Below are 21,700 nucleotides of genomic sequence, written 5' to 3'. Positions count from 1 at the left end.
AAGTAGGTATGTATGAAATTTGAATGTGATAAATTGAATGTATTTCGTGAAATTAGTAATATAGGTTCAGGTAATGCATCAAATTCATTAGCTATGATGTTAAATGAGCTAGTTGATATAGGTCTTCCTAAAAGTGATATGGTTAATTTTTCAGATATAACTAATAGTTATAGCTCTCCAGAAGAGTTAGTTGTAGGAACTGTTTTACAACTTTCAGGAGATATGGAAGGTTTTATTATGGTTATTATGAAAATTGATTCAGCACTGAATTTATTATCAAAAATTACTGGAAATGAAATTACATGTGATAGAAATGATTACAACTCAGTTTGCGAAGAATTAAATTCAATAGGTGAAGTTTGTAATATACTTTGTGGAACATATTTAACTGCAATATCAGATATGACAGGTTTAAGTATAAATCCATCAATTCCTTACTTTAGTGTAGATATGGTTATGGCAATTATGAATTTACCTATTTCATTATATGGTCCAGTAGCTGACACAATTTTATGTATTGAAACAGACTTTTTCACTACAGACCACAAAATTGATGGAAAATATTATTTTATTCCTAAAGTTGAATCATGTAAAAAACTGTTATCTTCATTAGGCTTTGTTGATTAGGAGACTAGCTAATGGAAAATATAATAGTGGGTATAGCGGACTTTAATATTGTAAAGGCACCTAATCAAATTAAGACCATTGGACTTGGATCTTGCTGTGGCGTGGTAGTTTACGATGAAATAAATAAAATCGCTGGATTAGTTCATATTTTGCTTTCTGACTCGAGACATGACAAAAGCATAGTAAACAAGGCAAAGTATGCAGATACGGGTATTACTTTATTACATGAAGAAATGAAAAAAGTTGGTGCAAACCCTAGATTTATGAGAGCAAAGCTAGCTGGTGGTGCACATATGTTTAGTTTTAAAAATACACCTAATAGTATATTTACTATTGGCGAAAAAAATGTAAAGGCATGTAAAGAAACATTAGCTAAGCTAAATATTCCTATTGTTTCTGAAGATGTACTAGGTTCTTGTGGAAGAACTATTGTTTTTGATACTGTTACAAGTAAGTTACGTATCAAAAGCGTTGGAAAAAATGAAAAAGTCATTTAAAAGGATGGTGTATTATTTATGAATGCAAATGATGAGATAATAGACAATAAAATAGATGATTTGTATATGGTATTTGTTATAAATAATCAAAAATATGCATTATCATCAAAATATATTATAGAAATTATTGAAATGTTACCCATAACGAAAGTTCCATTCCTTCCTAAGTATATGAAAGGGATTATAAATTTAAGAAGTACAATTATCCCTGTAATGGATGCTAGGATGAGATTTGATATGGATCCAATTGAATATAATGAGAGAACTTGTATTATTATAATTGAAAATAACATGGATCAAATCGGATTAATAGTTGATGCTGTAAATGAAGTTATTCATATTTCACCTAATCAAAGTATGAAAATGAATTCAGATAAAGATGAATCTAAGCAAAACTTCATAAAAGGCGTTAGTGAAATAAATGATGAAATCCAGTTAATACTAGACTGTGACTCATTAGTACAAATTGTAGAGGATATAAACGATGGAATTAACGAATAAAGACTTTGTACGATTAAAAAACTTTATGTATAATAATTATGGGATAAATTTGGAAAAAAAAAGAACGTTAATTGAAACACGACTAGTATTGATGGTAAAGCGTTTAGGATTTCCTGATTTTAAAAGTTATGTAGATAGTTTGATGCAAGATAAAACAGGAGAGCAAGTATCAGCTTTAGTAGAAAAACTAACAACGAATTTTACATATTTTATGCGTGAGGAGCAACATTTTGAGTTCTTAAAAGAGGAAGTATTATTGCCTAATTTAAAAAAACCACCAATTGGAGGAATAAAAATTTGGTCTGCAGCTTCATCTACGGGAGAAGAACCATATTGTATTGCCATGTTAGTATCGTCTATCTTGGGGAAAAGCTCAAAATTAAGAGTGTCTATAACAGCATCAGATATTTCTAATAATGTATTGAAGCAAGCAAAAGCAGGTATTTATTCTGAAGATAAAATATCTAAATTACCAGAATTATGGGTGAAAAATTTCTTTCAAAAGGTAAATGATAAAAATTATGCAATTACTAAAAATGTTAAAGATTTAGTTGAATTCAAATATTTTAATTTAAATAACTACATAGGTTGGGATAAGCGTAAATACGATGTTATTTTTTGTAGAAATGTTATGATTTATTTTGATAATCCTACAAAGCAGGCATTATGTAAAAAACTGTATGAAGCTCTTAAGCCAGGAGGATATTTAATAATTGGGATGTCAGAGAATTTATCTAATTTAAAAACAGATTTTGAACGTGTAAAACCATCAGTATATAGGAAAAAATTATAATTGATGAAAATGGAGGAAATATTATGAAAAGAGTATTAATAGTTGATGATGCAGCATTTATGCGTATGTCTATTCGCAATATGCTTCAAAATTATGAATTTGAAATAGTTGGAGAAGCAGAAAATGGTTTAATGGCAATTGAAAAATATCAAGAATTACAACCAGATATAGTAACAATGGACATAACTATGCCAGAAATGGATGGACTAGAAGCGCTAAGAGAGATCAAAAAGATTGATCCAGGTGCATCAATTGTCATGGTATCAGCATTAGGACAAGAAGCGAGAATGAAAGAAGCAATTATCTACGGAGCAAAAGGATTTATTGTAAAGCCTTTTAAAGAAGAGATCATTGTATCCGCTTTATCTAAACTGTAATTTATTTTATAATAGGTAATTGAGTTTAGATTATATATAAAGGCTTAGTATCATAAAAGTAAGATGTTTATGCATCTTACTTTTATGATACTAACCAAATTGTAGCAAGATATCTATATGATACATCAAACCCCCTATTAGTTTCTAATTTAGAAGTTAATAGTGGATTTGATGTGTGCTTGTTATAAGCCACTTAAACGCCACTTGAACATAAACAAGAAATAATTATGAATATAAAGGAAGAGAAGATCTAGAGAGGAGATATGATAGAATATGATGAACCAGGATGTAAGTATATATAACTTTAAAAAACCACAAAGATATTCTACAGACAATATGAGATTTTTATCTGTAATATCAGATGAATTTTGTAAGAGCATAAATCTATTCGTAGCTTATGAATTAAGAAGACCAAATATAGTATGTAAATTAGAAAGAATAGAACAAACAAACTATGAAGAATTTATTAACATGATATCAAATGAGTCTGTAATTATTGAACATGCAATACAACCATTAGTAAAAGGTCTTATATATCAATTAGATAAAAGTGTTGCACTTTCATTTATAGATTTAATACTTGGTGGGGATGGAATAGTTGATAATAGTAAAAGAGAACTTACTGAAGTTGATAGAGAATTAATATCATATATAGGAAATGAATTTTTAACAAAAATGCATATCTTTGAAGGATGTGAATCTAGAGAAGTTTCTAATGTTTATACTAACGCGGGATCTAGTGGAAAATATCCAATAAGTGAATCGGTTATTATTTCTCATATGAAAATGATGGATGGCAATGAAGAAATAGGTAAAATGAGTTTTTGTAATCCATATAGTTGTTTAGAGCCTGTAGTAGATCAATTAGAGCCAAAAAGACTTTTTATAGGTAAGGACAAAGAATATGATTTTGAATTTACAAGTGCAATATATAAAAAAATTGATGGTGTAAAAACTGAGTTAGTTGCATGCCTAGGAAATGCAGACGTAAGAGTAAACGACCTTCTAAAGCTAAAATTAGGAGATGTTATAACCTTAGATAGTAAAATGAGTGAAGAAATAGACCTTTTTGTAGGAGGTTCAAAATCATTTAAATGCAAGCCTGGTCTTATTAAAGATAAAAAGGCTGTTGTTATAACTGGTGACACGAAAAAGGAAGCATAGATTAATATAAATGAAAAACACATTGATGATTTTATCAGTGTGTTTTTTATTTATATTTTTATAGAAATTTTTGTCTAAAATTTGGATTTTTTCTAGAATTAAAGAGTTAAATAAAATTATAACGAAAAGAATATTTTATACAAATATAAAGAAAATACATAACTATCCGTATAGTAAGAAAATAAACTACTTAAAGTAGTAAAGCTATAACAATCAAATTACATGGAGGACAGTATGAAAAACTTAAAAATAAGTAGAAAGTTAAGTATATCTTTTATTGTTTTATTAATGCTTGCAACATTTGCAAATTTTTATACAATATCAAGTTTAAGAAAATCAGAACGTTTGACTAATCAATTATTTAATGGGCCTTATGATGCAACAACTGAAACTATGGGAGTTCGTAGAGATGTAGTTGCTATAGGAAGAGGAATGGCTAATTCAATTATCAGGGAAAATCCTTCAAAATATAGAGATGAAATTATGGGTAACTTTGATAGTATTGAAAAAAGAATTAAATCTATTAGAGAGTCTTTTAGCGGAGATAACAAAATGGTAGATAATCTTAAAAATTCTGTAGATAAAATAAAACAGGAGTACAATAAGATTTATGATCTTATGTTAAAAGGAGATTATAAGACGGTGAAAGAGGTTACAGCTGAGAATACACCTTATTGGAATATATATGATGAGCTTAGAGATACTTCAATAGCTCTTAATAAAGAGGCAGAAGCTGAAGGAATTGAATTTAATAAAGGTGTAGAAGACGCAACTAAAAAATCTACCTTTATTTCTATATCTATTAGTATAGTTAATATAGTTGTAGGAGGAGTTATATGTCTATATATTACTAATAGCATAAGAAATCCAATACAGGAAATAGAAGAAGCTGCAGATCAAATGGCTGTTGGAGATTATGATATTGATATCAGCTATGAATCAAAAGATGAACTAGGATCTTTAGCAAATAGTATGCGTAAGATGAGTAACACAACTAAAGAAATTATAAATGATACAGTTCGTGGCTTAGGAGAAGTTGCATCAGGTAATTTCGATATTGAACCTGAAGTAGAATTTATAGGAGTATTTAAAGAAATCGAAAAATCGATAAATAAAATAACTAATGATTTAAGCGAAACGATGTCACAAATAAATGTAGCTGCGGAAGAAGTTGAAGCTGCATCAGAACAAGTGGCAAGTGGATCACAAATGTTATCACAAGGTTCTACTGAACAAGCAAGTGCAATCCAAGAATTATCTGCAACTATTATAGAAATATCTGACAAAATTAAAGATACTGCAGATAACGCTAGAAAAGCTAATTCTTTAACAGTAAGCTCAGCCCGTCAAGTTAAAGATGGAAATGAACAAATGAAACAAATGGTTAAAGCAATGGAAGAGATTTCATTTACTTCTAACGAAATAGGAAGAATTATAAAAACAATAGATGATATAGCGTTCCAAACAAATATATTAGCATTAAATGCCGCTGTAGAAGCAGCTAGAGCTGGGGATGCAGGTAAAGGATTTGCTGTTGTTGCTGATGAGGTAAGAAATCTTGCTGCTAAGTCAGCAGAGGCTGCTAAAAATACAGCAACGCTTATCGAAAATTCAATAGAGGCAGTTGAAAAAGGAACTAATATTGTAGATAGTACAGCTGAGTCACTTCAAAAGATAATAAATACAACTAGCAGAACTACTGTATTAGTTGATGATATAGCTAAAGCATCTGAAGAAGAGGCAAGCGCAATAACTCAAGTTACATTAGGAGTAGAGCAAATTTCAGAAGTAGTACAAACTAACTCTGCAACATCAGAAGAAAGTGCTGCTGCTAGTGAAGAACTAAGTGGACAAGCGCAAATGCTAAAATCACTTATTGAAAACTTTGAATTAAAGGATTCAAATAAATCTAGAAAAAATATAAATTTCAATAATGATGAAAAAGATTATTTTTCAATGAATGAATATTAATAAATATAGCAAAATTTATTATTTAAAAATGAAAAATAAATTAATATAAAGTACAAAAAAGTATTATCATAGTAATTGGTAATACTTTTTTGTAAAATTTTAAGAAATCTATTTGAATAGCATTTACGAGAAAGACAGGTATTTAATTGTAATTAAAATAACTAATGTATCTATTTTTAGTATTTATATAATTATATTATGAAAAATTAATATTTAACAAAAAGGTTTGACATGAAACTATTATAGGTATATAATTAGTTTGACATAAAACTAATTATATAAGAGGAGAAATACATAATGGCAAATTTAGATTTTATATACAATCGTAAGAGTGTAAGACAGTTTAAAAATACACCAGTTCCAAAAGAAGATATAGTTGAATTATTAAAGGCTGGGACATATGCACCATCTCCAAAACATCAGCAAAATTGGCATTTTGTTGTATTACAAAATAAAGATATAATAAATGAAATGGCAGATATAGTAGCTAAAAGCCATGAAAATATAGGACAACTTGCAAAAAATGAAAAAGACTTTAAAAAGCATATGAGTGTTATAAAATACTATACATGTTTTAGATATGCTCCAGTAGTAATATTAGCATATTCAAGTGAATATAAAATGATAGAATATAAGATATTAAAAGAAAATAATGCACCTCAAGAAATTCTTGATGTATTAGTATCACCTCAGTCAGCAGCTCAAGGTATAGGTGCTGCAGTAGAAAATATTTTATTAGCTGCAACTGAAATGGGTTATGGAACTTGTTACATGACAGGTCCCACACATGCTAAAACTGAGATAGAGAAGCTTATAGGATTTAATAAAGAAGGATACGAACTAATGTCTATGATTTCTTTAGGAGTAGCAGAAGACAATACTCCAAATCAACCACCTCGTAAACCATTAGAAGAGGTTGTAACGTTTATAGATTAATATTTAAATATATAAGGCATCTACAAAATAATATTGTAGGTGTCTTTTTATATTTAAATAAAATTAATAAAAATTCATATAAAAATATAAAAAATATTATACTAAAAAAGTTGTAATAACAGTGTAAATTATGATTACAAAATTGTAAACAGTGATTACAACAGTGTAAATTTTTATATTAAAAATTTATGATATAGTGAAGTTAACAATAGAATTAAAAAGATTTTTGTCGAAATACGGAGTGTCATGAAAATTTTATCTAATGATTTTAAGAGATTATAAAAATTTGGAGGTGAGTATAATTACGGAGTAGTTGCTAAAGATAAGATTGATATTCAAATATACAAAATAATCGATAAAAATATATTATAAACAGAATATAAGGCTAGGGTTTAGGCATGAAAATTAGAAGAAAAATACGTGATAAGATAATAAAATCTACTCTTATATTAGTAGGTTTAGTTTTTGTGGGTTTAGTAAGTAGTAGATATATAACTTCTCAAGCTAAAGACAGTTTTAATAGCGCAATTGAGAATTCTAAGATCATATCAAGTGGTGTAGAGTTAATCAAAAAACTTGAATTTAAAGATGTTATAGAAGTTGAAAAGAAAATAGATGATATGAATAAGAAAAAAGATAATGTGAATAAGAAAAAAGATATAAAGGATAAAGATTTAAAACAGATATTTGAGAATTCTGTAATAATGGGAGATTCAATATCAGAATCTTTAATAGAATATAACATATTAAATAAATCCTCTGTAGTAGCATATAAAGGAAGAAATACATCAACTGCTAAAAAAGATGTAAATTTAGCTGTCAATTTATACCCATCTAATATATTTATGGCCTATGGAATGAATGACATACCATACTTTAGAGGAGATGCTAATAAATTTATCTTATCTTATGAAAAACTAATACAAGATTTAAAGTCAAAATTACCTAAAAGTAAAATATATATATGCTCAATTTTACCCGTACAACAAAAAGTTATAGATGAGGATAAGTTCTATTATAAATTAGATGAATTTAATAATGCCCTTAAAGATATGTGTAATAGACTAGGGCTAACTTTTATAGAGAGTAAAGATATAGTAGTTAAAAATCCAAATCTATTTGAAAAAGATGGAGTGCATATGAAAATAGGTTTCTATCCATTATGGCTAAGAGTTCTTTTAGATAAATCAAATTTATAAGTTAATGAGGATAAAGAAATGAAAATACATATAAAAAAAATGTTAGCAATTATGGTTATAAATGTATCAATATTTACGATGGGGTGTTCAAGTGAAATAAATGTGTCTATAAATGATATTGAATCTAATTTAATTAAAAATATTGATACTGAAAGCATGGAAAAAGGCAATCAAAAAACACTTAGAAGATTTTATGGAATAAATCCAGATGATTTGGAAGATTTTGTTTTATATACTCCTAAGTCTAATATGGATGTAGATGAAATGTTAGTCTTAAAGGCAAAAGACTTGGAAAAGGTAGATTTTATAGAAGAAAGCATAGAATCTAGAGTAAACAGGCAGATAGAGAATTTTAATGGATATGGTGTAGACCAGGTTGGGTTATTAGATAATTATGAAATAAAGATAGAAGATAAATATGTTTTTTTCGTAGTATCAAATAAAGCTGAAGAAATTAAAGAAGAATTTATCAAAAGTATAAAAAATAAATAAGGAATGTGAGCAGTTATGGTTTTTAGCAGTATTATTTTTGTATTCACTTTTTTACCGATAAGCTTATTATTATATTATATTACTCCCAAAAATATGAGAAATTTAATATTATTATTAATAAGCTTAGTGTTTTATGCATGGGGGGAACCTGTGTATGTTTTATTAATGATATTTACAACAATATTTAACTTTATAATGGGTAGAGTTATAGACAGCAACAAAAGAAATGTTAGCTGTAAAAATATATTGATATTTACAGTATTAGTAAATATATTTATTTTAGGATTCTTTAAATACTATGGATTTTTAATTGAAAATATAAATATGTTATTTGGCTTAAATATAGTATATAAGCAGTTACCACTTCCTGTAGGAATATCATTTTATACATTTCAAACATTATCTTATATAGTAGATGTATATTTAGGAAAAGTAAAAGTTCAGAAAAGTTTAATCTCACTTGGATTATATGTAACTATGTTTCCTCAGCTAGTAGCAGGTCCAATTGTAAGATATCAAGATATAGATAGACAGCTTAATTATAGAGAAGAATCTATTCCTAAGTTCGGTTTAGGCGTAGATAGATTTTTAAGGGGGATATGTAAAAAAGTTTTATTAGCTAATAACATAGGTATGGTATGGACAACTATCCAATCTTCAAATATAGATAATATATCTGTGTTAACATCTTGGATAGGTATAATAGCTTATACATTCCAGATATATTTTGATTTTAGTGGTTATTCAGATATGGCCATAGGTCTTGGAAAAATGTTTGGATTTGATTTTATAGAAAACTTTAATTATCCTTATATATCAACTAGTGTATCTGAATTTTGGAGAAGATGGCATATATCGCTAGGATCATGGTTTAAGGAATATATATATATACCTTTAGGAGGAAATAGAGTAAGTAAATTAAAAAGTATAAGAAATATATTTGTAGTTTGGCTACTTACAGGGTTATGGCATGGTGCTAGTTGGAACTTTATAGTTTGGGGGCTTTATTATGGAACTATATTATTTATAGAAAAAACTATATTAAATAAATTGCTAAAAAGAATACCAAAACCACTAAGACATATTTACACGATGGTTTTAATTATGATAGGTTGGGTTTTCTTTGGAAGTGAAACTTTAAGTTATGCTTTAGATTATATAAGTGTTATGTTTGGATTATCTGGAAATAATCTAGTAGACTCGACAGGTTTATACTATTTATATACTAACTTAATATTATTTGTAGTGCTATTACTGTGTTCAACACCTATAGTAAGTAAAATATTTAAAATAATAATAAAAAAAGGAAAAGTTGTAGGCTTATCAATAGCTATATTTGTTAATATATCAGTAATGATATTATCTATATCTTATTTAGTAAATGAGACGTACAATCCTTTCTTATACTTTAGATTTTAAGGACATTAAAGGAGGATTATTATGAATAAAAAAATATATGAAAATAAAAATACTAAGATATACTATATAATAATGAGCTTTATATTTATAATATTGCTCATTGTTATAGTAGCTTTTAATATACTAAAAAAAGATATAAATTTTTCTGATTCTGAAAATAGAATATTAGCTAAAAAGCCTAAGTTTACACTTGAAAGGTTAGTAGAAGGAAAGTTTGCAAAAAAATATGAAAAGTATAAAGTAGATCAATTTATAAATAGAGATTTATGGATAGAAGTCAAAACAAGCTTTGATAAAATGTTAGGAAAAAATAAATCCAATGGTGTTTATTTAAGTAAATATAATTATTTAATTGAAGAATTTAAAGAGCCAAATTCAAAGATTATAAAATCTAATTTGGATACTATAAATAAATTCTCAGATAAACATAAAAATATAAAACAACATTTTATAATAGCGCCCAATGCAATAGAAATATTAGAGAATAATCTTCCTATATTTGCACCTACTGTAAGTCAAAAAAAATATATTGATGATTTCAAAGATAAATTAAGTAAAAATGTGAATTTTATAGATGCATACAAGGCATTAAAAGACCATAATAAAGAGTATATTTACTATAAGACAGACCATCATTGGACGACTTTAGGGTCTTATTATACCTTTTTAGAAGCAGCGAATAGCATGAATCTTAATATAGAAAAAATTAAGTATGATGTAAAAAAGGTATCAGATAGTTTTTTTGGAACTTTATCTTCTAAAAGTGGATATAAAGTAAAGGAATCGGATTACATAGATGTTTATATACCTGAAAATAAAAATGATGAATATGTAGTTAACTATGTAGAGGAACAAAAAAAGTCTGCATCTTTTTATGATAGCTCAAAATTAAGTGTAAAAGATAAGTACTCAGTATTTTTAGGAGGAAATCATCCTCTAACTAAAATAAAAACAACATCTAAAGAAGATAGAAGGCTTCTTATATTCAAAGATTCATATGCAAATAACTTTATACCATTTTTAACACCTCATTTTAAGGAAATAGTAGTTGTAGACCCAAGATACTACTATGATGATATTGATAAATTAATTGAAGAGGAAAAGACAACAGACATTCTCTTTTTATATAATGCAAACACGTTTTTCTTTGATACATCTTTAGAGTTAGTTTTAAATAATAAATAATAGTATAAGTACTATAGATATATCTATGGTACTTTTTATTTTATTAAAATATAAGTTAGATAAAAATAGATAATTATAATATACATAAAATACAATATTAAAAATAAAGCTTAAAACTGTTAATAGAAGTTTATTAAATATAGATATTACAGGTATAATTAGATTAAACGAATTTATAAGTAAATAATTCAAAAATAGACAATATAATAACAGATTAATTTATATGTAAATAAAAAGTAAGAATAATATAATATTTTATAGAAAAAGAAAATGAAATCTAATTTCAATTTCATATTGACAAATAAAATAAATATTAATAATATTAATTTAGGAGGTATTATTCATGAATAAGAAAACCGAATACAAAACAAAGCAAAGAGAGATAATCTTAGATTATTTAAAAGAAAATAAAGATAGACATGTAACAATAGATGACGTATTTAAATACTTAGAGGAGCAAGGTAATAAGGTAGGAAGAACGACAGTATATAGATACATGGAAAAATTAACGAATGATGATTTACTAAGAAAGTATTACATTGAGGAAGGTGCAGGGTCATGTTATCAATACATAGGAGATCATGAAGATTGCCATCAGCATTTTCATATGAAATGTACAGAATGCAAAGAGTTAATACATCTAGAATGTTCTTATTTAGAAGATGTAAATAATCATATCTTAAAAGAACATAACTTTATAATTAATAATGCAAAGACTGTCTTCTACGGTATTTGTAATAATTGTAGAGGCAAGTCAGAAAGGTAGTATAAAATGAAGAAAATTACTGTTATTGTATTGTCTACAATTTTAATGATATCTTCTATATTAACAGGGTGCACGAATACAAAAAATAAGGAAGATTATAAAAATAAGACAATTTTAAAAAAAGATAAATTAAATATAGTTACAACTTTATTCCCTCAATATGATTTTGCTAAACAAATAGCTGGGGATAAGGGAGATGTTAAATTACTTTTATCGCCAGGTCAAGATAGTCACTCTTTTGAGCCTACTCCTGAAGATATCATAACAATTCAAAATGCAGATGTATTTATCTACAATGGTGGTGAAGCAGAGGCATGGATTGATAAAGTAATAGATTCTATAGATACAAAAAAAGTAAATACTATTAAGATGATGGATTATGTTAAGGCTGTAAAAGAAGAGGAAGTAGAAGGCATGGAACCTGAGGATGAACATGATCATGAAAAGGAAGCGTTAGAACAAAAAGGTGAAAATAATAATCAAGATCATGAAGATGAGGAAGAATATGACGAACATATTTGGACTTCTCCTAAAAATGCAATAAGGATGGTAGAAGGTATTAAAGATACTTTAGTTAAAGTAAATAATGTTAATTCAAAAGATTACAACACTAATTATGAGAAGTACATAAAGGAACTTGAAAAATTAGATAAGTCACTTACAGATACTGTATCTAAAGCTAAAAGAAAAATGCTTGTTTTTGGAGATAAGTTTCCATTTAGGTATCTTGTAGATGATTATGGATTAACATATAGAGCAGCTTTTAATGGGTGTAGCACACAAACAGAACCTAGCATTGAAACAGTTACATATTTAATAAACAAAGTAAAAGAAAATAAGATACCTGCCATTTATCATATTGAAATGAGCAATAAAAAAATAGCTAAAACAATTAGTGAAGAAACAGGAGCTAAAGTACTATTACTACATTCCGCGCACAATGTTACAAAGGAAGAATTTAATAAAGGCATTACATATATAGATATAATGAATAACAACATTACTAACCTAAAGGAAGGCTTAGAATAAATATGAACTTAGTAGAATGTAAGAATATAAGTTTTTCATATGAAAATAATGTTGTAGTAAAAAATGTTAGTTTTAAAGTTTCAAAAGGTGATTACTTATGTATAATTGGTGAAAATGGTTCTGGGAAAAGTACGTTGGTAAAAGGTATATTAGGGTTAATAAAGCCATATAAAGGAAATATTTTCATAAGTGAAGAATTAAAAAAAACAACTATTGGATATATTCCTCAGCAAAGTGATATTCAAAGAAATTTTCCAGCCACAGTCTATGAAGTTGTATTATCTGGATGTATAAAAAGAAGTAGCATATTTCCGTTTTATAGCAAAGAAAATAAAGTATTAGCTTGTGAAAGCATGAGAAAATTAAAAATATTAAATTTGAAAAATAGATGTTATAGTGAATTATCAGGAGGGCAACAACAGAGGGTTCTTATTGCAAGAGCTTTATGTGCTACAGATAAGTTAATCATAATGGATGAACCTATAACTGGATTAGATCAAAAATCTACACTAGATATGTATAATATGATAGATAATTTAAATAAAGAATATGAACTTTCTATTATTATGGTATCTCATGATATAAAAACATCTCTAAACTACGCTAATAAAATATTACATATGAGCAATGAATTGTTGTTTTTTGGTGATGTAAAAGACTATAAACAAAGTGAAGTTGGAAAGAGATTTTTAGGTGGTGGAAGTAATGATTAATGTAGTTTCAGAGATGGTATCTTATCCATTTGTTTTAAGAGCTATGATAGTGGGGATTTTAGTGTCACTATGCTGCTCTTTATTAGGTGTAAGTCTAGTTTTAAAAAAATATTCAATGATTGGTGAAGGATTATCTCATGTTTCTTTTGGAGCAATATCTATAGCAGTAGCTTTAGGTGTTGCACCATTAAAGCTATCAATACCAGTCGTTGTTATAGTAGCCTTCTTATTACTTAGAATTAAAGAAACTAGTAAAATAAAAGGTGATTCTGCTATAGCAATTATATCGTCTAGTTCATTAGCTATAGGTGTAATATCAATAGCGTTGACAACTGGAATGAATACAGATGTATGTAACTATATGTTTGGAAGTATTCTAGCAATGAGTAAAGATGATGTGTATTTAAGTGTAATTTTATCTATAGTAGTATTATTTTTATTTACAATTTATTATAATAAAATATTCTCAATTACTTTTGATGAAAATTTTGCACAATCAACAGGCATAAATGTATCTTTTTATAATATGATGATATCAATTCTAACTGCTATAACTATCGTTCTTGGGATGAGGATGATGGGAGCTATGCTTATATCAAGTTTAATTATTTTTCCAGCGATAATATCAATGAAAATATTTAAGAGCTTTAAAACAGTAGTTATTAGTTCAGGGGCGGTATCAATATTATCATTTTGCATAGGTATGGTTATATCATATAAACTATCAACACCTACTGGAGCTAGTATTGTAATAGTAAACATAATTATTTTTGTACTAGCTACAATATTTGAGAAGATAAAATGTAGTAAAAGGAGTTAAAAGATGAAAATAATAAAGCGTTTGTTAATATTATTATTTTTATTATTGCTTACTGGATGTTCAAATTCTGAAGTAAAAGTAAATAGTCAAAAAGAAGTAGTTGCTACAAATGATGATATGGTAATAGAAATCAAAGAAAAAATGTTTATAGCGCAACTTGATGATGTTTTTACTAACCCAAATGACTATATTGGAAGAACTATTAAAATAGAAGGGTTTTATGATCCACTTGAAATGGATGGAAGAACCATTAACTATGTTTCTAGACGATCTCCAGGATGCTGTGGAAATGATGGAATAGCATGCATTGAATTTATAGGAGATAAAAAAATGCCTAAGCCGAATGATTGGATAGAAGTAATTGGTAAAATAGAAGAATACGAAGATGAGTCTGGAAAAAGCGTTAGAATTCGTTTAGGTACACTAAATGTTAAAACTGAAAGAGGGGCTGAATTTGTAAGTCAATAGATTTACACTCTTAGGATTTAGAACTATAATTTAAAAAGGTATTAGCTATAAAGCTAATACCTTTTTATTTGGGTATGTCTGAAATAAATATTGATAAGCTAATATGTATTATATATATCATTACCTATTTATTTCGGATTTACTAACTAAATAAATAAAATTCATAAGAACATATTTTGTAAAATACGAATGTTATTTACTTAACTAAATTTACTTAGGGGTAGTAAATTTAGGGGAAAAGATTCATCGATATATTTTAGCATATTTAATTTATAAAAATATCGAAAGTGGACTGAAATGCGTTTTTTTTGGACTGAAATATAAACTTTAGGGAAGAAAAAATGATTATGTAAACTATTTTAATTGTAATACAATTTAAAATAAAAACATTTTAAAGGTAACGCAAAAAGTAACAAAAAATAACAAAACGATGAAAACTATTGATTAAGTAAAATAAATGTGCAATATTATATAAGTGATTAAAAAACAATGTTTAATATTAAACATTGTAAAATAGAGTATTTAAATAATTATTAGGAGCTGAGAATGAAAAAAATAGGTTACGTAGTTATGCCACTTATATTAGGTATGATATTTGTATTAGGGATAAATAATTTTTTTGATTTAAAGATAAAAGATTTATTAAAAAATAAAGATTTAACTACGATTATGAATGATTCGTTAAGTGATATAAAAGATAAAGGAAGCATAGCAAATAATTATTTTTTAGAGAGAGAAGATGCTCTTATATTAGGTTCTTCTGAGTTAGGTCATTCAACAAAACAACACCCGACATACTATTTCAACACCAATAGAAGTAAACGTGGTGTAGCAACTATAGGAAGGGCATACACTCAAAGTTTGCAAGATGCAACAATATTAGGGAGTTTAGACCCAGATATTAAAGATAAAAAAGTAGCTTTACTAATATCGATGCAATGGTTTATGGATAAAGAAGGAGTAACTGAAGGGCACTATCAATTTAGATTTTCTCCATCACAATTTTATAATTTCTTAGATAATCCCAAAATATCTAAAGAAAGTAAAAGTAAACTAATTGCTAGAAGTGAAGAACTTTTAAAAGGATCTGCTGAATATAAAGCAGAATATGTTTATGCAAAATTATACAATTCAAATGATTTTATTTCAAAAACTGAGAAGTTTTTATTAAAGCCATATCTTGAGCTAAGAAAATATTTCGTAAGACTTAAAGAAAAGGGTCTACTTTATAAAGAATTAGTATCGTTAAATGATGCTAAAAAACACACACCAAAAGGAACCATTGATTGGGAAAAAGAAAAAGCTAAAGCAATAGAAGATGCTAAAAAAAGAGTAGGAAATAATGACCTTAATATTGATAAAGGTTACTACAAAAAGTATTTTAAAGATGGGCTAGACAAAGTTAAAGGTAGATATAATGATGTTAATTTACTAGAATCTAGGGAAATTAAAGATTATGAGCTTAAATTAAAAATATGTAAAGAATTAGGAATAAAACCTGTAATAGTGATGTTACCTTCTATGGATAAATACTACAATTTAACAGGTATATCAAAAGAAGAAAGACATGAACTTTACGACAAAATAATATCTATATCTAAAAGTTATGGATTTGAAGTTATGGATTTAAGAGATAAAGAAACAGAAAAATATTATTTAAGAGATGTAATGCATCTTGGAACGAAAGGATGGGTAGATGTTAGTGAAAAGTTATATGAAAAGTTTGATCAGTAATAAAGATCTAATAAAGAGTATTTGTTTCACTCTAATTATAATAATAGCAATATTAATATTGATATTTACACCATTTAAACAAATACCATTTGTATATAATGAATTTTAATTAAGGAGATATACCTATGAAAATTATTGAAAGTATAAAAAAATATGCTAGTACTGATAGAATTGCAATAATCTGTGAAGGTGAAAAACTTTCATATAGAGATTTAAATGAGTATTCAGAAGCTATTGCCGTATATTTAAAATCTATACATGGTGATGAAAATATACCTGCTGTAGTATATGGAAATAAGGAAAATATGATGATGCCTTGTATGATAGGTGCTTTAAAATCTGGTAGAGCATATGTTCCTATTGATACAAGTTTTCCAATAGAAAGAGCAAAAGCTGTAATTGAAGAAGTTAAGCCAAAAGTTTTATTTAACTTTGGTGAAGATGTTGAATTTGAAGACGTTATAGTAATAAATGAAGAAAAACTTAAAGACTTAATAAAAGAATATAAAGATCAATCAATATCTAGTGAAAATTGGGTAAAAGAAGATGAAAATGCATATATATTATTTACATCAGGAAGTACAGGTAAACCAAAAGGTGTACAAATAAGTTCTTATAATTTAGATAGCTTTGTAGACTGGATGAGTCCTTGTCTAAAAGTAGATGGAAGCGAAAAAGTTATGATGAATCAAGCTGCATATTCATTTGACTTATCAGTTACAAGTATATACCCTGGTTTAGTAAATGGAGCAACATTATTTTCAATATCTAAGAAGGTATTGGCAGACTATAAATTATTATTTAATGAGCTAAACAAATCGAATATGTCAGTATGGGTATCAACACCATCATTTGCAGGTGTTTGTTTATCTGATGCAAGCTTTAATCAAGAGATGATGCCAAATCTTGAATCAATGATATTTATAGGTGAAGTTTTACCTAAAAATGTTGCTAAAGAGCTTATAGAAAGATTCCCAAAAATAAGAGTTATAAATGGATATGGACCAACAGAAGCAACAGTTGGTGTAAGTGTAAATGATATAACTTTAGAACATATTGAAGATGAAGTAAGTTTACCAGTAGGATATCCTATGGATAATTGTAGAATTAAAATAGTTGATGAAGATGGGATAGAAGTTAAAGACGGAGAAAAGGGTGAGATTATAATAATAGGTCCATCAGTTTCAAAAGGTTACTTTAATAATAAAGAAAAAACAGATGAAGTATTTTATGTTGATGAAATAAACAATGTAAAGCATAGAGCTTATAAAACTGGAGATATTGGTTATATGAATGAAGGCAGAATCTATTATTCTGGAAGAGTTGATTTCCAAGTTAAGTTAAATGGATATAGAATAGAAATAGAAGATATAGAAAATAACCTAAGAAAAGTTGATAATATAAAAAATGCAATAGTAATTCCTATATACAAAAATGATAAAATAGCGTATTTAAAAGGTATAGTTCAGTTAAAAGAAAAGAATGAATTAAGTAACATAAAAAATGGTACATTAATAAAGAAAGAACTATCAAAATATCTACCACAATATATGATACCTAGAAATGTAACTGTTATAGATGAGTTCCCTATGAATACAAATGGGAAAATAGATAGAAAGAAATTAATGGCTGAGTTATAATGACTTTTTCACAATACGGAGATTACTTCTACCTTTATATATTATTATTAACATTAATACCAGCAGTAGTATTAGGTTTACTAGGTAAAAACATAAAATATTATGGAATAATAGCAAGTATATTCATGATATTTATAATCGTAGGAAGAGACGTTAGTCTTTTATATTTCACAATGTTTATGATATTTGAAATATGTCTAATAAAAGGATATTTTTATATAAGACAAAAGACTAAAAATAAATATGTTTACTGGGTATTTTTATTCAGTTCAATGCTTCCTATAATAATAAATAAACTTTCATCACATACATCATTTGGAGTGATTGGTTTTATAGGAATATCATATTTAAACTTTAGAACGATACAAATGATAATCGAAATTTATGATGGGGCAATAAAGGAAGTTAATTTACTAAAAACATTATACTTTATAATATTCTTCCCAACATTAAGTTCAGGTCCAATTGATAGGTCAAGAAGATTTGAATCTGACTTAGAAAAAAGTATACCGAAGGAAGAGTATATAAATGACTATTTAGTTCCTGGATTTGGTAAAATCTTAATGGGAGTTGGATATAAATTTGTTATAGCATTTTTAATAAATACTTATTGGATGTCAAAGATTCCATCAGAAATTAATTTTGTTAATTCAATAAATTATATGTACGCATATAGTTTATATTTATTCTTTGATTTTGCAGGATATAGCTTATTTGCAGTAGGAACAAGTTATATACTAGGGATCAAAACACCGGACAACTTTAACAAACCATTTATAAGTAAGGATATGAAAGAATTTTGGACTAGATGGCATATAAGTCTTTCAAGATGGTTTGGAGATTATATTTTCTCAAGATTTGTAATATCTTCTATGAGAAAGAAAAGATTTAAAAAGAGAGCTACAGCGGCACATGTTGCTCAAATGATAACAATGATAACTATGGGATTTTGGCATGGTTTAACATGGTATTACATTTTATATGGTGTATATCAAGGGGTAGTACTGATACTAACAGATATATATCAAAAGAAATCTAAATTTTATAAAAAGCATAAGAAAGAGAAATGGTTTGAAATTGTGCAAATTGTAATAACTTTTAATATTGCATGTTTTGGGTTACTGATTTTCTCAGGATACTTTGCTAAATAAGGAGGAATAAAAATGAGACAAGTAGTTATAGAAATATTTGAAGAAGTATTAGGATATGATGATTTAGAAAATAATCAAGATTTAAACTTATTTGAAGAAGAGCTATTAGATTCATTAGCTATAATAGAAGTATTATTAGAAATTGAAGGAAGATTAGGTATAGAGCTTCAACCAACGGATTTAGAAAGAAGCGATATGGCAACTGTAAATAACTTAGTTAAGTTTTTAGAAACAAGAAAATAATATAAAATTACTAAGTGAACACAAGTAATTTTATAAGTAATTAAGCTTATTTAAATTAAAAAAGATATTATCATAAATTTATGATAATATCTTTTTATTTATATTAAACTTAAATTAGTAAAATGGGCTTATTTAAATTCAGCAATACCACAAGGAGGAATTTTAAACATATTATATCCATTATGTAAAATGATATTTTCGTCATATATAATATTTCCTTCACAATTATATACAATTAGATGCTTATTGATAGGATCTGTATTAATATTCAAGTGCAACATTGAGCTATAAGTTCCGTTTACAAATACCATATTATTGTATATTTTATCTATATTTATTACTTCATTACTGTGGTAAGTACATACAAAAGTATCAGCATTATAACCAGTCAGTACGTTATATCTACAATGAGGATTTAGTGGCATAAATTTACCATTTATGAATGCATCTCTATATTTATTCCAAAAATCACAGTAGAACTTAAGCATATTATACTGATTTTTGGGAAGCTCATCTATTAGCATTGAAATTTGAGGTACACTAAATAATATATTTATAAACTGTAATGCAGCACTTTCTAAAGTATCTTTAATATTCCACATTATCATATCTGAATGAACAGCAGAATCTCCAGCAAGTAGTCTTATATCACAGATTCTAATGCGGTTTTCTAAATCATCTAAAGGACAGTCAACAGCTCTAAATATATTTCCGTAAGTTCTCATCATTGGACCATTGTATGTTTGTCTAAACTCAAGCATAATATCTGGCTTTAATATTTTTAGCCTACTTATACAGTCCTTTAATAATCTATCTGAAGCATCAGCAATAGATTCATAATCACGTCTTTGATCATTTGGATTGCCACTAAATGGAGTAACAACAAATTCATCAACGAAATCTAACTTAAATCCATCTAAATCCCATTCTTTTAAAGCGTTTTCGTAAATACCTATAATATATTCTCGAACTTCAGGGAATCTAGGGTCAAAAACATGCCACTCTCTTTCATTTTCAGGATCTATAAGCATATCTTTAAATCTATTAAATACACTTGATTTTTTACCTACAAAAGGAACACTGTACCAGAATAATATGTTCATATCTTCGTTATGAACATTGTCAATAAATTTTTTCATATCTTTTATTTTAGATGTTGCTACATTCCAATCACCACAGTAAGCATAGCCACGATTATTATCATTTGTCTGCCAACCGTCATCTATAATTATAGATTCACAACCAAGTTCTTTAGAAAGTATGCATTGATTTAGTATTTTCTTCTCATCAAGTAGTTGGTGGAAGCTATACCAAGAAGAATACATTGCTTTTTTTGCAAGATATGGGACTGATGCTGGCCTATTGTTATCTAAAGTTTCCCACCATTTGGTTACTTTACTAAGAGCTTCGTAGTAAGGAATTTTATTTGAATCAATTCTTAATGTTAATGAGTAAGAATCTCTTGAAATATTACAATTATCAAATAGTGTTAATTGGTACTCATATTCTGCATCCTCTTCACAAATAATAGACTTAAAATCTATAGTATTTAATGTATCAGATAATGCTAGTGTAAATCTATTTTCATTGTTATATGTCATTAATGTTTCAACTGGAGCACCTGTAAATCCATTACACGTATGAAGGTTATTAAACCAATCAAGATTTAATGCTTTTAACATATGGATTTTAGGATTCCATTTATAATGGATATCAATAGCAGGTACTGATAGTGTTAGTGTAAGTTTAGAAAAAACTTTTTTATTTTCACTTTTTAGATTAATTGTTATATATTCTATACCATCATCAACTCTATATAATTTCTCAATATCAATATTTGATGTATCTCCCAATATTTTTAAATTATATTTATTCATATAAATATCCCCCTCATATTGTATTACTATAAATCTAACTTTGTAATTTATAGTAATACAATATGAGGGGGATTTAAATGTGTTTTTTTGATTATTTT

The 21,700-nt window shown here is 27.0% G+C and carries 22 protein-coding genes; 21 read left to right on the top strand and 1 reads right to left on the bottom strand.

Going from position 1 to position 21,700, the window contains the following annotated elements; translation table 11 throughout:
• Positions 1–12 precede the first annotated feature (12 nt).
• The 21 genes from JNUCC81_RS16335 (at position 13) to dltC (ending at position 19,725) form a co-directional block, all read left to right on the top strand.
• Positions 13–627 (top strand): chemotaxis protein CheC, encoded by a 615-nt coding sequence (locus JNUCC81_RS16335; RefSeq protein ID WP_454094435.1) that lies wholly within the window; start codon positions 13–15, stop codon positions 625–627.
• Between the two features lie 26 nt (positions 628–653).
• A complete protein-coding gene (locus tag JNUCC81_RS16330; protein WP_353654945.1) occupies positions 654–1,124 on the top strand; it encodes a chemotaxis protein CheD in 471 nt (156 codons plus the stop codon).
• Positions 1,125–1,142: 18 nt separating this feature from the next.
• Positions 1,143–1,625, top strand: coding sequence for a chemotaxis protein CheW (locus JNUCC81_RS16325; protein WP_208333987.1), 483 nt, complete (start codon positions 1,143–1,145; stop codon positions 1,623–1,625).
• On the top strand, positions 1,609–2,418 hold the full coding sequence (locus tag JNUCC81_RS16320; RefSeq protein WP_454094434.1) for a CheR family methyltransferase: 810 nt from the start codon (positions 1,609–1,611) through the stop codon (positions 2,416–2,418). The genes JNUCC81_RS16325 and JNUCC81_RS16320 overlap by 17 nt, the downstream gene beginning before the upstream one ends.
• A gap of 65 nt (positions 2,419–2,483) precedes the next feature.
• The gene (locus tag JNUCC81_RS16315) at positions 2,484–2,795 is read left to right on the top strand and encodes a response regulator (protein WP_454094433.1); all 312 of its coding nucleotides are present in this window, start codon (positions 2,484–2,486) and stop codon (positions 2,793–2,795) included.
• A 273-nt stretch (positions 2,796–3,068) separates the two neighbouring features.
• Entirely contained in the window at positions 3,069–3,959 is an 891-nt protein-coding gene (locus tag JNUCC81_RS16310; protein WP_454094432.1) for a flagellar motor switch protein FliM, read from the top strand.
• A 234-nt stretch (positions 3,960–4,193) separates the two neighbouring features.
• Positions 4,194–5,930: a methyl-accepting chemotaxis protein gene (locus JNUCC81_RS16305; protein WP_454094431.1), complete on the top strand. Its 1,737-nt coding sequence runs from the start codon at positions 4,194–4,196 to the stop codon at positions 5,928–5,930.
• Between the two features lie 297 nt (positions 5,931–6,227).
• A complete protein-coding gene (locus JNUCC81_RS16300) occupies positions 6,228–6,866 on the top strand; it encodes a nitroreductase family protein (RefSeq protein ID WP_454094430.1) in 639 nt (212 codons plus the stop codon).
• Between the two features lie 398 nt (positions 6,867–7,264).
• Positions 7,265–8,065 (top strand): GDSL-type esterase/lipase family protein, encoded by an 801-nt coding sequence (locus JNUCC81_RS16295; RefSeq protein WP_454094429.1) that lies wholly within the window; start codon positions 7,265–7,267, stop codon positions 8,063–8,065.
• Between the two features lie 18 nt (positions 8,066–8,083).
• Positions 8,084–8,557, top strand: coding sequence for a DUF4358 domain-containing protein (locus JNUCC81_RS16290; RefSeq protein ID WP_454094428.1), 474 nt, complete (start codon positions 8,084–8,086; stop codon positions 8,555–8,557).
• A gap of 150 nt (positions 8,558–8,707) precedes the next feature.
• On the top strand, positions 8,708–9,976 hold the full coding sequence (locus JNUCC81_RS16285; protein ID WP_454094427.1) for an MBOAT family O-acyltransferase: 1,269 nt from the start codon (positions 8,708–8,710) through the stop codon (positions 9,974–9,976).
• A gap of 21 nt (positions 9,977–9,997) precedes the next feature.
• Positions 9,998–11,161, top strand: a complete 1,164-nt coding sequence (locus JNUCC81_RS16280) for a DHHW family protein (RefSeq protein ID WP_454094426.1) — start codon at positions 9,998–10,000, stop codon at positions 11,159–11,161.
• Positions 11,162–11,504: 343 nt separating this feature from the next.
• Positions 11,505–11,927, top strand: coding sequence for a Fur family transcriptional regulator (locus JNUCC81_RS16275; protein WP_454094425.1), 423 nt, complete (start codon positions 11,505–11,507; stop codon positions 11,925–11,927).
• Positions 11,928–11,933: 6 nt separating this feature from the next.
• Positions 11,934–12,956, top strand: a complete 1,023-nt coding sequence (locus JNUCC81_RS16270) for a metal ABC transporter substrate-binding protein (RefSeq protein WP_454094424.1) — start codon at positions 11,934–11,936, stop codon at positions 12,954–12,956.
• A 2-nt stretch (positions 12,957–12,958) separates the two neighbouring features.
• Positions 12,959–13,669, top strand: coding sequence for a metal ABC transporter ATP-binding protein (locus JNUCC81_RS16265; RefSeq protein WP_454094423.1), 711 nt, complete (start codon positions 12,959–12,961; stop codon positions 13,667–13,669).
• Complete coding sequence (locus JNUCC81_RS16260; RefSeq protein ID WP_454094422.1) at positions 13,662–14,489, top strand: metal ABC transporter permease; 828 nt, start codon at positions 13,662–13,664, stop codon at positions 14,487–14,489. Before JNUCC81_RS16265 ends, JNUCC81_RS16260 begins: the two co-directional genes overlap by 8 nt.
• A gap of 3 nt (positions 14,490–14,492) precedes the next feature.
• The gene (locus JNUCC81_RS16255) at positions 14,493–14,957 is read left to right on the top strand and encodes a TIGR03943 family putative permease subunit (RefSeq protein WP_454094421.1); all 465 of its coding nucleotides are present in this window, start codon (positions 14,493–14,495) and stop codon (positions 14,955–14,957) included.
• Positions 14,958–15,503: 546 nt separating this feature from the next.
• Positions 15,504–16,691 (top strand): D-alanyl-lipoteichoic acid biosynthesis protein DltD, encoded by a 1,188-nt coding sequence (gene dltD / locus JNUCC81_RS16250; protein ID WP_454094420.1) that lies wholly within the window; start codon positions 15,504–15,506, stop codon positions 16,689–16,691.
• 125 nt (positions 16,692–16,816) lie between these two features.
• A complete protein-coding gene (gene dltA / locus JNUCC81_RS16245; RefSeq protein ID WP_454094419.1) occupies positions 16,817–18,331 on the top strand; it encodes a D-alanine--poly(phosphoribitol) ligase subunit DltA in 1,515 nt (504 codons plus the stop codon).
• Positions 18,331–19,482 carry a D-alanyl-lipoteichoic acid biosynthesis protein DltB gene (dltB, locus tag JNUCC81_RS16240; protein ID WP_454094418.1) on the top strand — a complete coding sequence of 384 codons (1,152 nt, stop codon included), beginning with the start codon at positions 18,331–18,333 and terminating at the stop codon, positions 19,480–19,482. Before dltA ends, dltB begins: the two co-directional genes overlap by 1 nt.
• 12 nt (positions 19,483–19,494) lie before the next feature.
• Positions 19,495–19,725: a D-alanine--poly(phosphoribitol) ligase subunit DltC gene (gene dltC, locus JNUCC81_RS16235; RefSeq protein WP_042276428.1), complete on the top strand. Its 231-nt coding sequence runs from the start codon at positions 19,495–19,497 to the stop codon at positions 19,723–19,725.
• A 128-nt stretch (positions 19,726–19,853) separates the two neighbouring features.
• Here the strand turns inward: dltC and JNUCC81_RS16230 are convergent, their stop codons facing one another.
• Positions 19,854–21,602, bottom strand: a complete 1,749-nt coding sequence (locus JNUCC81_RS16230; RefSeq protein ID WP_454094417.1) for a glycoside hydrolase family 36 protein — start codon at positions 21,600–21,602, stop codon at positions 19,854–19,856.
• Positions 21,603–21,700: the final 98 nt, after the last annotated feature.

The organism is Faecalimicrobium sp. JNUCC 81, assembly GCF_053667625.1.
Note: the sequence above shows the minus strand (reverse complement) of the source record. Positions and strands in the feature narration are given on the sequence as shown.

What these genes read in the sequence shown, in the direction of transcription:
- JNUCC81_RS16325 (WP_208333987.1), top strand. Translation starts at nt 1,143, where the DNA reads ATGAATGCAAATGATGAGATAATAGACAATAAAATAGATGATTTGTAT.
- JNUCC81_RS16295 (WP_454094429.1), top strand. Translation starts at nt 7,265, where the DNA reads ATGAAAATTAGAAGAAAAATACGTGATAAGATAATAAAATCTACTCTT.
- JNUCC81_RS16315 (WP_454094433.1), top strand. Translation starts at nt 2,484, where the DNA reads ATGTCTATTCGCAATATGCTTCAAAATTATGAATTTGAAATAGTTGGA.
- JNUCC81_RS16265 (WP_454094423.1), top strand. Translation starts at nt 12,959, where the DNA reads ATGAACTTAGTAGAATGTAAGAATATAAGTTTTTCATATGAAAATAAT.
- JNUCC81_RS16300 (WP_454094430.1), top strand. Translation starts at nt 6,228, where the DNA reads ATGGCAAATTTAGATTTTATATACAATCGTAAGAGTGTAAGACAGTTT.
- dltD (WP_454094420.1), top strand. Translation starts at nt 15,504, where the DNA reads ATGAAAAAAATAGGTTACGTAGTTATGCCACTTATATTAGGTATGATA.
- JNUCC81_RS16275 (WP_454094425.1), top strand. Translation starts at nt 11,505, where the DNA reads ATGAATAAGAAAACCGAATACAAAACAAAGCAAAGAGAGATAATCTTA.
- JNUCC81_RS16230 (WP_454094417.1), bottom strand. Translation starts at nt 21,602, where the DNA reads ATGAATAAATATAATTTAAAAATATTGGGAGATACATCAAATATTGAT.
- JNUCC81_RS16255 (WP_454094421.1), top strand. Translation starts at nt 14,493, where the DNA reads ATGAAAATAATAAAGCGTTTGTTAATATTATTATTTTTATTATTGCTT.
- JNUCC81_RS16270 (WP_454094424.1), top strand. Translation starts at nt 11,934, where the DNA reads ATGAAGAAAATTACTGTTATTGTATTGTCTACAATTTTAATGATATCT.
- JNUCC81_RS16280 (WP_454094426.1), top strand. Translation starts at nt 9,998, where the DNA reads ATGAATAAAAAAATATATGAAAATAAAAATACTAAGATATACTATATA.
- JNUCC81_RS16290 (WP_454094428.1), top strand. Translation starts at nt 8,084, where the DNA reads ATGAAAATACATATAAAAAAAATGTTAGCAATTATGGTTATAAATGTA.
- dltA (WP_454094419.1), top strand. Translation starts at nt 16,817, where the DNA reads ATGAAAATTATTGAAAGTATAAAAAAATATGCTAGTACTGATAGAATT.
- dltC (WP_042276428.1), top strand. Translation starts at nt 19,495, where the DNA reads ATGAGACAAGTAGTTATAGAAATATTTGAAGAAGTATTAGGATATGAT.
- JNUCC81_RS16305 (WP_454094431.1), top strand. Translation starts at nt 4,194, where the DNA reads ATGAAAAACTTAAAAATAAGTAGAAAGTTAAGTATATCTTTTATTGTT.
- JNUCC81_RS16320 (WP_454094434.1), top strand. Translation starts at nt 1,609, where the DNA reads ATGGAATTAACGAATAAAGACTTTGTACGATTAAAAAACTTTATGTAT.
- dltB (WP_454094418.1), top strand. Translation starts at nt 18,331, where the DNA reads ATGACTTTTTCACAATACGGAGATTACTTCTACCTTTATATATTATTA.
- JNUCC81_RS16260 (WP_454094422.1), top strand. Translation starts at nt 13,662, where the DNA reads ATGATTAATGTAGTTTCAGAGATGGTATCTTATCCATTTGTTTTAAGA.
- JNUCC81_RS16310 (WP_454094432.1), top strand. Translation starts at nt 3,069, where the DNA reads ATGATGAACCAGGATGTAAGTATATATAACTTTAAAAAACCACAAAGA.
- JNUCC81_RS16335 (WP_454094435.1), top strand. Translation starts at nt 13, where the DNA reads ATGAAATTTGAATGTGATAAATTGAATGTATTTCGTGAAATTAGTAAT.